This window comes from Actinopolyspora alba, assembly GCF_900112765.1.
GTDB lineage: Bacteria > Actinomycetota > Actinomycetes > Mycobacteriales > Pseudonocardiaceae > Actinopolyspora > Actinopolyspora alba.
The window spans coordinates 322,290-333,678 of sequence record NZ_FOMZ01000002.1 but is presented as its reverse complement, the minus strand read 5'-3'; the positions used below and the strand labels follow the sequence as shown (position 1 = coordinate 333,678).

Annotated in this window: 8 protein-coding genes and 1 pseudogene; 6 read left to right on the top strand and 3 right to left on the bottom strand. The window is 67.3% G+C overall.

Annotation, left to right across the window (positions count from 1 at the left end; translation table 11 throughout):
- Positions 1 to 37: 37 nt before the first annotated feature.
- The 3 genes and pseudogenes from BM150_RS04085 to BM150_RS25005 all read left to right on the top strand — a co-directional run bounded on the left by BM150_RS04085 (position 38) and on the right by BM150_RS25005 (position 5,046).
- Positions 38 to 1,255 (top strand): acetyl-CoA C-acetyltransferase, encoded by a 1,218-nt coding sequence (locus BM150_RS04085; RefSeq protein WP_092924048.1) that lies wholly within the window; start codon positions 38 to 40, stop codon positions 1,253 to 1,255.
- Positions 1,256 to 1,411: 156 nt separating this feature from the next.
- Complete coding sequence (locus BM150_RS04080; protein WP_092924045.1) at positions 1,412 to 3,634, top strand: 3-hydroxyacyl-CoA dehydrogenase NAD-binding domain-containing protein; 2,223 nt, start codon at positions 1,412 to 1,414, stop codon at positions 3,632 to 3,634.
- A gap of 531 nt (positions 3,635 to 4,165) precedes the next feature.
- Positions 4,166 to 5,046: pseudogene (locus BM150_RS25005) on the top strand (DUF1996 domain-containing protein).
- Positions 5,047 to 5,202: 156 nt separating this feature from the next.
- Here the strand turns inward: BM150_RS25005 and BM150_RS04070 are convergent.
- Together BM150_RS04070 and BM150_RS04065 are read right to left on the bottom strand one after the other, a co-directional pair.
- Positions 5,203 to 6,048 carry a hypothetical protein gene (locus BM150_RS04070; protein ID WP_245755246.1) on the bottom strand — a complete coding sequence of 282 codons (846 nt, stop codon included), beginning with the start codon at positions 6,046 to 6,048 and terminating at the stop codon, positions 5,203 to 5,205.
- Positions 6,049 to 6,219: 171 nt separating this feature from the next.
- The gene (locus BM150_RS04065; RefSeq protein ID WP_245755245.1) at positions 6,220 to 6,948 is read right to left on the bottom strand and encodes a TetR/AcrR family transcriptional regulator; all 729 of its coding nucleotides are present in this window, start codon (positions 6,946 to 6,948) and stop codon (positions 6,220 to 6,222) included.
- Positions 6,949 to 7,033: 85 nt separating this feature from the next.
- Here BM150_RS04065 and BM150_RS04060 point away from each other — a divergent pair, with 85 nt between their 5' ends.
- The 3 genes from BM150_RS04060 to BM150_RS04050 all read left to right on the top strand — a co-directional run bounded on the left by BM150_RS04060 (position 7,034) and on the right by BM150_RS04050 (position 10,167).
- Complete coding sequence (locus BM150_RS04060; RefSeq protein WP_092924039.1) at positions 7,034 to 8,530, top strand: flavin-containing monooxygenase; 1,497 nt, start codon at positions 7,034 to 7,036, stop codon at positions 8,528 to 8,530.
- A 175-nt stretch (positions 8,531 to 8,705) separates the two neighbouring features.
- A complete protein-coding gene (locus BM150_RS04055) occupies positions 8,706 to 9,533 on the top strand; it encodes a DUF6319 family protein (protein WP_092924036.1) in 828 nt (275 codons plus the stop codon).
- A 151-nt stretch (positions 9,534 to 9,684) separates the two neighbouring features.
- The gene (locus BM150_RS04050) at positions 9,685 to 10,167 is read left to right on the top strand and encodes a hypothetical protein (RefSeq protein ID WP_092924439.1); all 483 of its coding nucleotides are present in this window, start codon (positions 9,685 to 9,687) and stop codon (positions 10,165 to 10,167) included.
- A 443-nt stretch (positions 10,168 to 10,610) separates the two neighbouring features.
- On the opposite strand, the gene BM150_RS04045 is transcribed toward BM150_RS04050, so the two are convergent.
- Complete coding sequence (locus tag BM150_RS04045) at positions 10,611 to 10,991, bottom strand: hypothetical protein (protein WP_092924034.1); 381 nt, start codon at positions 10,989 to 10,991, stop codon at positions 10,611 to 10,613.
- Positions 10,992 to 11,389 lie beyond the last annotated feature (398 nt).

The window sequence follows — 11,389 nt, the reverse complement described above, 5'->3', positions numbered from 1 at the left end:
CCCTGGAGGACAGCCGCAACGAGGAGGCACCCCACACATGTCCGAGGCCTTTGTCTACGACGCGATCCGCACTCCGCGCGGTCGCGGCAAGAAATCCGGCGCGCTGTACGGGACGAAGCCGATCAGCCTCGTCGTCGGGCTGGTGGAGGAGCTGCGCCGCCGTCACCCCAACCTGGACCCGGAAGTTCTCGACGACCTGGTGCTCGGCGTCGTCACACCGGTAGGTGACCAGGGCGGTGACATCGCCAAGGCAGCCGCGCTCGCGGCAGGACTTCCCGAAACCGTCAGCGGCGTGCAGCTCAACCGGTTCTGCGCCTCCGGGCTGGAAGCCGTGAACACCGCCGCCCAGAAGATCCGTTCCGGTTGGGAGGACGCCGTGCTGGCCGGCGGGGTCGAGTCCATGTCCCGCGTACCCATGGGAACCGACGGCGGAGCCTGGGCGATGGACCCCGAGACGAACCTGGAAACGTCCTTCGTCCCGCAGGGAATCGGTGCCGATCTGATCGCCACCCTGGAAGGCTTCGACCGGGACGCGGTCGACGCCTTCGCCGCCGAGTCGCAGACGCGCGCCGCCAAGGCGTGGGCCGACGGCCGCTTCTCCGAATCCGTCGTCGGGGTGAGCGACCGCAACGGCATGACCGTCCTGGAGCGCGACGAACACGTCAGGCCCAACACCACCGTCGAGGGGCTGGCCGGTCTGGAACCCTCGTTCGCGGGCATCGGCGACATGGGCGGTTTCGACGCCGTCGCCCAGCAGAAGTACCACTGGGTCGAGAAGATCAACCACGTGCACACGCCCGGCAACTCCTCGGGCATCGTGGACGGAGCCGCACTCACCCTGATCGGTGGTGAGCGGTTCGGCGAGCGCAGCGGGATGCGACCGCGCGCCCGCGTCGTCTCCGCCGCCCTCAGCGGCGCGGACCCGACGATCATGCTCACCGGCCCGGGGCCCGCCGTCCGCAAGGCGCTGGGCAAGGCGGAGCTCGACATCTCCGACATCGACCTCGTCGAGATCAACGAGGCGTTCGCGGCCGTGCCGCTGAAGTTCATGAAGGACTTCGGCGTCCCGCACGAGAAGGTCAACGTCAACGGCGGCGCGATCGCGATGGGACACCCCCTCGGTGCGACCGGGGCGATGATCCTGGGCACGCTCGTCGACGAACTCGAACGACGCGGCCAGCGCTACGGCCTGGCGACGCTGTGCATCGGGGGCGGAATGGGAATCGCGACGATCGTCGAACGAGTGACCGAGTAGAACCCGGAGCCGCCGGGTAGAACCCGGAGCCACCGGATCCCGGCTGCCGAGCCGCGACCGGTTCGGCCACTCCGGCCGAATTTCGGGCCGCGCGGTTCATTCACTCCACCCAGGCCACCCGACCAACTTCCGAAACCAGCTTCCAAGGACGGATCAATGAGCGAACAGAGCACCATCCGCTGGGAGGGTCCCGACGCCGACGGCGTCGTCGTTCTCACCCTCGACGACCCGGAGCAGCAGGCCAACACCATGAACGAGCGCTACCTGCGTTCCATGGAACAAACCGTGCAGCGGCTGGAGAGCGAACGCGAGAGCATCAGCGGGGTGATCCTCACCTCGGGAAAGAGCACCTTCTTCGCCGGTGGTGACCTGCGGGAGCTGATCAAGGCGCGTCCCGAGAACGTGACGCGTGCCGCCGAGAGCAGCACCGCCGCCAAGCAGCAGCTCCGCAGGTTGGAAACCCTCGGCGTGCCGGTCGTCGCCGCCCTCAACGGTACGGCGCTCGGCGGTGGGCTGGAGATCGCGCTGGCCTGCCATCACCGCGTCGCGCTGGACTCGCCCAAGGCCAGGTTCGGTTTTCCCGAGGTGAGCCTCGGCCTGTTGCCCGGCGGTGGTGGTGTCGTTCGTACCGTGCGGATGCTCGGCATAGCCGACGCGCTGCTCGGGGTGCTCACGCAGGGCCAGCGGCTGCGCCCGGAGAAGGCGCGCGAGATCGGGCTGATCGACGAGGTAGTCGACGACCGGGACGCCATGCTAAGGCGCGCCAGGGAATGGATCAGGGAGAACCCGGAAGCGAGCCAGCCCTGGGATCGCAAGGGTTTCCGGATCCCCGGCGGCACCCCCTCCGATCCGAAGTTCGCGGCCAATCTGCCCGCGTTCCCCGCCAACGTGCGCAAACAGCTCAAGGGCGCCGACCTGCCCGCTCCCAAGAACATCCTCTGCGCCGCGGTGGAGGGCGCACAGGTCGACGTGGACACCGCCTTCACCATCGAGGGGCGCTACTTCGTCGAGTTGATGTGCGGGCAGACCTCGAAGAACATGAGCAAGGCGTTCTTCTTCGACCTGGAGCACATCAACTCCGGTGGTAGCAGGCCGGACGGACAGCCGCAGTGGTCGGCCGAGAAGGTCGGTGTGCTCGGTGGCGGCATGATGGGGGCGGGCATCGCCTACGTCTGTGCCAAGGCGGGAATGCGGGTCGTGCTCAAGGACGTCTCCGCCGAGTCCGCGGAGAAGGGCAAGCAGTACTCGGCCAAGGTGCTGGACAAGGCACTGCACAAGGGCAGGATCACCGAGCGGGAACGCGATGACGTGCTCGCCAGGATCACCGCCACCGACCAGGCGCGAGAGCTGGAGGGTTGCGACCTCGTCATCGAGGCGGTCTTCGAGGACCCCGAGGTCAAGCACCGGGTCTACGCCGAGGCCGAGCAGTACATCGACAGTGACGCGCTGCTCACCTCGAACACCTCCACACTGCCGATCACCGACCTCGCGGAGGGGGCGAGCAGGCCGGAGGACTTCATCGGGCTGCACTTCTTCTCGCCGGTGGACAAAATGCCGCTGGTCGAGATCATTCGCGGCGAGCGCACCAGTGACCGTGCGCTGGCAAGGGCCTTCGACGTGGTCCGTCAGATCAACAAGACACCGATCGTGGTGCAGGACAGTCGGGGCTTTTTCACCAGCCGCGTGATCGGCACCTTCCTCAACGAGGGAGTGGCGATGCTGGGCGAGGGGATACCTGCCCCCTCGATCGAGCAGGCCGCCTCGCAGGCGGGCTTTCCCGCCCCGGTGCTGCAGCTGTACGACGAGCTCACCCTCACGCTGCCCCGCAAGATCCGGGAGGAGACTCGCAAGGCGGTCGAGGCCGCGGGCGGCAGCTGGAGCGACCACCCGGCGGATCCCATCCTGGATCGGATGGTCGAGGAGTTCGGCCGCGAGGGACGTTCCTCCGGTGCCGGTTTCTACGAGTACTCCGAGGACGGCAGTCGGTTGGGGTTGTGGAGCGGACTGGGCGAACACTTCGGTACCGACGGGGTCGACCCGGCACGGATCGTGCTGCACGACCTGCGGGAACGCATGCTGTTCGTGCAGGCACTGGAAACGGTGCGCTGCCTGGACGAGGGGGTGCTCACCTCCGTGCCGGACGCCAACATCGGCTCGATCTTCGGGATCGGTTTCCCGCCCGGAACCGGCGGCGTGGTGCAGTACATGAACGGTTACGAGGGCGGACTGCGCGGTTTCGTGGCACGTGCCCGGCAGCTGGCCGAACAGTACGGTGCCCGGTTCGAGCCCCCCGCCTCCCTGGTTGCCAGGGCCGAATCCGGTGAGGTCTTCGAGATCGGGGAACCGGACAGGGAGATCGTGGCCGCCGCCGCGGCCTGATCCACCTGTCCGATGTCGGGCCACCCGGAGCGAGAGCCGACGGGAGGTTCCGCCGGGTGGCGCGTCCCGACAACCCGACCGGAAAACTTCAACGAGACGTGAGCGGGTCGCCTCCCTGGGCGGGGGAGGCGGCCCGCTCACTTCGTTTCCGGCCCCGCTTCGAGGGATCCGGCCGTTGTCGGGGCGAAAAACCGGATTGGATCCGAGTGGGGCAACGTCGCTGAGCCCCGGAGAGCAAATTTCCCGCATTCCGGTTGCGCTGAACAATTCTTTCCCGGGAAAAGCGGGGAAAGGAATTTCGGTTCGCCCGTGGAACGGGGGTATTCGGTTGACACTGGCGACTGGAATTGCGCAATCTGCTGCGGCAGCGTTCCCGAGCGGGGTGCACGAGTGGTCGCCCGGTTCGTGGCCGGATTCGCGTTTTCGTGCTCCGTTCCGGGAACGCGATTGTTCCGTTCCCCGGCAGGATCCGTGTTACGCAGCATCGTGAAGCCCCTGTGCGGCGGTGTGGCCACGGTTGTCGCCGCGGCGCTGCTCGCCGCGGCACCCCAGGCGGAGACGAGTGCCACGCCGCTGGTCACGCACCACGAGTTCCAGGTCGACTGCTCGTTCTCCCATCGTGCCAAGGACGACCCCATCGTCTTCCCCGGTGAGTCGGGGACATCGCACGACCACACTTTCCCGGGCAACACCGGAACCGATGCCGAGTCCACGACGGACTCGTTGTCGGACGCCGGCGTCGGATCGACCACCTGCCTCAATCCGGACGATCTCTCCGCCTACTGGTTCCCGACGCTCTACAAGAACGACGAGCCGATCGAGCCCATCGGAAACGGGTAATCTACTACAAATCCGGAATAATCGACTATCAGAGCGTTCAGTCCTTCCCGCAGGGACTGCGCTTCATAGCGGGCAATCCTTCCAACACCGAGGAGGAGTTCCGGAACTCGCCCGGCGCGGTGGAGGGATGGGAGTGCGGCAACGACACGCACAACTGGAACTTTCCCGCCAGCGGCTGCCCGGAGGGCAGTCAGCTCAACATCCGTTTCCAGGCGCCCAGCTGCTGGGACGGGGTGCATCTCGACTCAGTGGACCATCGCAGCCACATGGCCTACCCGACCGACGGGGCCTGCCCCGACACGCATCCGGTCGCGGTGCCGATGCTGGAGTTCAAGATGGCTTTCCCGGTGGACGGGGACATGTCCGATGTCCGGCTTGCCAGCGGTGAGGGCTATTCCTGGCACTACGACTTCATCAACGCGTGGGATCCGCGGACCTTGTAGGCGTTGGTGAGCCACTGCATCAACGGCGGCCTGCAGTGCGATCCCCGCGGTTTCGACCAGTACAAGCCGGACCGGGGCGCGGCGCTCGGGGAGAACTACCGACTTCCCGGACGCCCTGACGTCGAATGACCGATTCGGCCACCGGTGCCGTCCCGGTCGTCGTGGTGCTCGTTGTCCCGAAAGCCGTGCGGTTCCGGCTGCCCGTGTGGTTCCGGCTGTCCGTGTGGTTCGAGAGCGCCCGTACGGCTCGGGCGCGGGAGAGGAGACCCCGCGCCCGAGCGGCGGTCAGTTCAGCGCCGCGTTGCGGAGCACTTCACCGACGGGCAGGGTCCTTCCCTCGTTGAGGCTGGTTCCCTTGCCCAGTGACAGTGTTTCCGAAGGGTTCTCGACCAGGCCGGTCGCCGCGTCCCGCACCGCTCCGGAGGGGTTGTCGTCCAGCCTGCGAACCGTCGGAACCTGCTTCGTCGCGGGAACCACGTGTTCCACCTGGGGTAGCTCGACCGGCTTGCCGGACATCCGCAGCGGATTGTTCTCGGCCACCTTGCCCACAGCCCCGACCGGGTTGGTCAGCGGCTTGGTGTCGTAGCCCTGCGCGACGGTGGCGTCCACAGCGGTGTCCACTGTGGAAAAACCTTCGTGGTTCTCGCCGCGCGGCCCGACCTCGGCGTCGAGCAACTCGGCGTTATCGGTCTTCTCCCGCAACACACCGGTGTGGTCGGGCCGGACGTTGACGCCGATCTCCGGCCGGGTCTTGGTCCACTGCTCGGCTCGCGCGGTGGTGGTCGCCACCTGACCGAGCAACCTGGTCGCCTCACCGGACTGCAGTGTCGGTTCGCCGTCACGGACCTCGTCGGCGACACCGTGGCCGAGCCTGGCGATCTCGGTGCCGACCTCCTTGACGAGGTTGGGGGCGTTCGTGCGCAGCGTGGTGTCAGCGCAGGGCATCTTCTCCCGTCCGGGGACACCACCCGGGTTCTTGCAGGTGTCCAGCGGGGCGGTGAAGTCGATCTCGTCGGGAACCTGGGAGAGGTCCGGCTTGGTGAGGTCCGGCGTCGTTGCTTCGGGGGAGTCGGCGGCTGCCACTCCCGTTCCGGCTGCGGCGAACCCCGCGGCCACAACAACAGCGTTCAACGTGCGCGTGGTCCAGGGGCGCAAGATCAGTACTCCTTGAATCCGAGTTCACGGGCGTGGGTCGTGACACGCCGGGCGCCGCGTCCTTTCGGAGGACGCGCGTACACGTGACAATCGACCTACGCGATCGCATCGGAAGGGCACTCGTGGATCTTGAGGCTTGAGCTTCCACTACCCCTGATCGTGTGAAGACGATTCCGGTGGCCGGGTTGTTCGACCGGGCGGTTCCCGCGTGGAGGACGCCTGCCTCGAGAGTTCCTGTTCGGAAGGCGCCGGTTCGGAGAACGAGCGTGCCTCGCCGGACAGACTCGGGCCGATCAGTGCCATCAGGTGCTCGGCGGCCATCTCCGGGGTGACCTCCGGGTGGTTCTCCCGCCAAAGTGCCATGCGCTCGCAGGCCCCGATGATCGCCTCGGCGAAGGCCTCCATGCGGTACTCGTCGGTCTCCGGCAGCGACATGCGCAGCATGTCCGAGGTGAAACTCACCTGCTGCCTGCGGATCCCCTCCAGCTCGGTGTCCAGCTCCATGCCGGGTACGGCCGACTCGTTGCGCAGCAGCGCCCAGGACTGCTTGTGGTCCTCGCCGAACCGGAAGAAGGCCAGCAGTCCGTCGTGCAGCAGCTGCTCGGGACTCTCGGCACTGGCCGCCGCGGCGGAGGTGCACTCCAGCAGTTCGCGTTTGGCCCGTTCCAGGCAGGCCAGCAGCAGCCCTTCCTTGGAACCGAAGTACTCGTACAGCATCGGTTTGGACAGGCCGACGCGACGCGCGATGTCGTCCATGGCCGCGGCCTGGTAGCCGCGCTCGGCGAACACTTCCTCCGCGATCCCCAGGATCTGCTGTTCCCGTTCGGCTCTCGACATCCGTTTGCGGCCCGAGCCCGCCCGCTGTGCGATCTCCACGAAATCAACCCTACCGCAAGTAACTTACTCGTAGTAACCTACTGCTTGGTAAGCTCACGTCACTTCGTTCGGGAGGTACCGGGGGATGGGTAACGAACCGCGGGAACAACACAGGTACGACGCCTCCGTGGTCATCGTCGGTAGCGGTTTCTCGGGATTGGGAACCGCCATCCGGCTGAAGATGGAGGGTGTCGAGGATTTCGTCCTGCTGGAGAAGTCCCGGGATCTGGGCGGAACCTGGCGGGACAACACCTACCCCGGGTGCGCCTGTGACGTCCCCTCGCTGATGTACTCGTTCTCCTTCGAGCAGAACCCCGACTGGTCGAGGATGTTCGCCGAGCAGGGCGAGATCGAGCGGTACCTGCGCCACTGCGCCGAGAAGTACGACGTCGAAAAGCACATCCACTACGGGGTGGAGTTCACCGGCGCTGAGTGGGACGAGCAGGCCCACCGATGGCACGTCTCCACAGCCGAGGGCACCGAGTACGTGGGCAGGGCGCTGGTTTCCGGGGTGGGCGCACTGCACATCCCGAACTACCCGGACCTGCCGGGGCTGGAGCGGTTCCGGGGCGAGGCCTTTCACTCGGCCGACTGGAATCACGACTACGACCTCACCGGCAAACGGGTCGCGGTGGTGGGGACCGGGGCCAGCGCGATCCAGTTCGTCCCGCAGGTCGCCAAGCAGGCGTCGAAGCTGAACCTGTTCCAGCGCACGCCGCCGTGGATCCAGCCGAAGCCGGATCGCCCGATCCCGGCGAAACTGCGCCGCGCCTTCCGCTACGTTCCCTTCCTGCAGCGCGCCGTGCGGTTCGCCATCTACATGACGCTGGAGATACGTTCGGTGGCCGTGCTGCGCGAGCCCCGGCTGCAGCGCGTCTCGCAGTGGTTGGCCAAGCGGTTCATCCGCAAACAGGTGCACGACAAGCGCGTCCGTGAGGCGGTCACCCCGGACTACTCGATGGGGTGCAAGCGGATCCTGCTCTCCAGCGACTTCTACCCCGCCCTGAACCGGTCCAATGTGGATCTCAACACGAGCGGTGTGGCCGAGGTGCGCGAGAACTCGGTGATCGACGGCGAGGGGGTCGAACACCCGGTGGACGCGATCGTCTTCGGCACCGGATTCCACGTCACCGACGCGTTCGACCACCTGGAGATCGTCGGCAGGGGTGGCCGCAAGCTGCGGGACGCGTGGAAGGACGGCATGGAGGCGCACAAGGGGATAACGGTCTCCGGCTTCCCCAACCTGTACTTCCTGCTCGGACCGAACACCGGACTGGGGCACAACTCGGTGGTGTTCATGATCGAGTCGCAGATCAACTACGTGCTCAGCATCCTGCGCCCGCTGCTCCGGGGCGAGTTCACCCAGGCCGACGTGCGCCAGTCGGCCCAGGACGAGTTCAACGAGCGGATCCAGTCGCACCTCGCCGATGCCGTGTGGTCGGACGGCGGCTGCCAGAGCTGGTACCTGGACGCCAACGGGGTCAACCGCACCCTCTGGCCCGGTTTCACCTGGAACTACTGGTGGCAGACCCGCAAGGCCGATCCGAAGGACTACGAGCTCCAGCGCGCCGGGGCGCGTTGAGGATTCGCACGGACGTTCGATACGCTGCGGCGGTCAGGTCGTGTGAGCCCATCCCGGCAAGCCTCCCGACCGCCGCGCGTCGGAGCGCCTCCCGCGGATTCCGCGCGGGTACGGCCGGTGTCCGATACGCCGAGCGGCGAGGCGGGCGGCTGCCGTTGTCCACTCGGGAGCGTAAATGTCCGAGGCCCGTGCGCTGTCCTCCGAACAGATCAGCGGCCTTCGTGAGGAACTGGACAACGGAACCACACCCACCGTGTGGTTCACCGGTTCGGCGGTCGGCGTCGACGCCGGGCGCTCCGGCAAGGTCGTCGCCATGGACGAGCCCGCGGAAGGAGAGTTCCTGCAGGTCAAACCGGCAGGATCCAAGGACGTGCTGTCCTTCTCCGCGGCCGAGGTGACCCTGGACAAGCCGGCGCCGAAACGCAAGGAGACCGGTCGGACCGCCAAGAAGAAGGGTGCCGACGACGCTCAGCCGGCCACCCACGCCGAGCCGGCTCCCACCGGCCCGACTGCCACCGCGTCCGCGGCTACGGGCGATCCGGGCGACACGACGAACACGGCGAAGGACTCCGGGGCGACCGAACGCGGCACCGCCGGGACGTCGAAACGATCCGGTGGTTCACCGTCCTCCTCGAGTGCGGGGGAACAGTCGAACAAGACCGAGTCGACCGGTTCCAAGCGCAACGGTACTTCCCGTACGAGCGGGAACACGACCAAGAACAACTCGCCACGTCGTCCCGCGGGCGCGACCATCATTCTCACCGCGGGCGAGGACGGGCATTGGAGCGTCGAGGTCAGCAACGGCAGGAAGCGGGTGCTGCGTCCGACCGACGTCCCGGCCTCCGCCGTGGGGCAGGCGGCGAAAGCGCTGCACGACGACGTCGCGCAGGCGGTTGAGCCCTTGCTGGAGGCGGAGCGGGAACACCAGCGCGCCAGGGTGGAGCAGCTGCAGCGCGAGCTCGACGAGGCCCAGCGCAGGCTGGAGGAACTCGGCACCCGGTGACGGCGCCGGTCGCTTACCGGGCGGCGAGTGGTGTGTTCGTCACTCGCCGCGCGGTACGCCGCACGCCGATTCGGTCGTGCACGGGCGGGAAGCCTGACTCGCGGGCGGGCAGTCGCGGCGGCGACGGGCACTCGAACCTACAATGGTTCGCGTGAAGGGCCGTCTGCTTTCGCCGGGTTGGGTACTGCTGCACCTGGTGTTCCTCGCCGCCGTCGTCGCCACCGGCTGGCTGGGCTGGTGGCAGTGGGAACGTGCCCACGACGCGGGGGGCAGCTTCCAGAATCTCGGCTACGCACTGCAGTGGCCGCTGTTCGGTGCGTTCACCGTGTTCCTGTGGTACCAGGTGATCCGGATGTCGCTCGGCAGCGTGGCGGAGGAAGCGGCCGAACCGGTCATGGATCCCACGCTCTCTGACGCCGTCCCCGACACTTTCGGTGATGACGGGTCGGACGAAGCGGAACAGCCTCCACCGGATACCGCGAAAAGCACCGCCGAGAAGGGCGAGTCCGAGCGCCTGAGACGTTCCCCGGTTCCGGAGCGCGCGCCCTCGGTCACCGAGGAGGAGGACCCGCAGCTCGCCGAGTACAACCGCTATCTCGCCGAGCTCAACGCCGTCGACTCACGACGCCGCTGATCCTCGCCCGCGTCGATTCCTCGGTGGCGTCGATTTCGCGAGAAATTGACACCACCCGGGCCGGACCACCTCACCACCGGGGCTCCTTCCCCAGCCGCGCGTCGATTTCTCGCGAAATCGACGGCCCGGTACGGTGGCGCGCCCCGAGCTTCGTCAATTTCTCGCGAAATCGTCGAGCCCACGGCGTGGTGCCGAACTCCGACCACCCTCGCGATCGGCACCGCCGCGGGTTCTCCGGTGCGGCTCTCGTGAAATCGCGGGTCCCCTCGGCACACGACCGTGAGCGAGGCAGCGCAGGGAACCCCGGTGCGTGAGTCGGATGCATTGCGAGGCCGGGCCGCTCGCCGCGCAGGTCGCTACCCGAGGTCGGGCCTACCCGCAGCGAGAGCCGTGCGAGAGGTTCCGCCACCCGCGTGCCTACGACGGTCAGCCGGAAAGTTCAACTAGCCGTTGAACTCGATCCGGTCGAACGTTTCGCCCTGCACCACGTTGTGCGCGTTGCCGTTGAACTGGTTGACCGTCCGGTTGCCGGTGGCCCGCAGCTGCTGGTGTACGGGTTCACCCGCCTCGCGCAATCGTGCGCCGAACTCGGGATCGTCGTGTTCCAGCTGTTCGAGCCGTTCGGCCAGCGCACTGACTTTCGGGTGATCGGCGGGACGGTCCTCGGCGGCCTCCAGCGCCGCCTCGGTTCGCGGGTCCGCTTCGGACTTGCCTCGCACGAGCTCCCGCACCTTCGCCAGTGCCGCCGAGCCCGCGCTGCCGAGCGCCGCCGCGGCCTGCCCGGCCAGTGCCGCGGCGATGGAGTCCAGAAAGGGATCGGTCATTCGCCCAGTGTAGCCATTCGGGTATCCACTGTGTTCGCGATTCGTGCGTGACACCGGTGCGAATCATGCGTGACGCCGGGGCGTGCCGTTCCGCTTCGGGCTCGTGTCCGCGAGGTTCACCGGTGCTCGGGCAGGGGCTTTCCGGGATTCGCGGCGGTCTTCGCGGATTACCGAGCGTCGCCGCTCGATTCCGGTTGCTTTTCGGTGACATCACTCACCCGGACGCCTGCGTTCGAGTGGTTTTCCCCGGTGAAGTCCACTTTTTCCGGTGGAACCCGGTTACTGACCACGTGCGGTGTGATATCAAGTAAGCGAGCGACGACGGGGGATCCGGGATCGGTGCCCGGTCCGACCCGGCGCCACGTTTCCCTCGTGGGTTCCGGATCTATCAGCGCCGT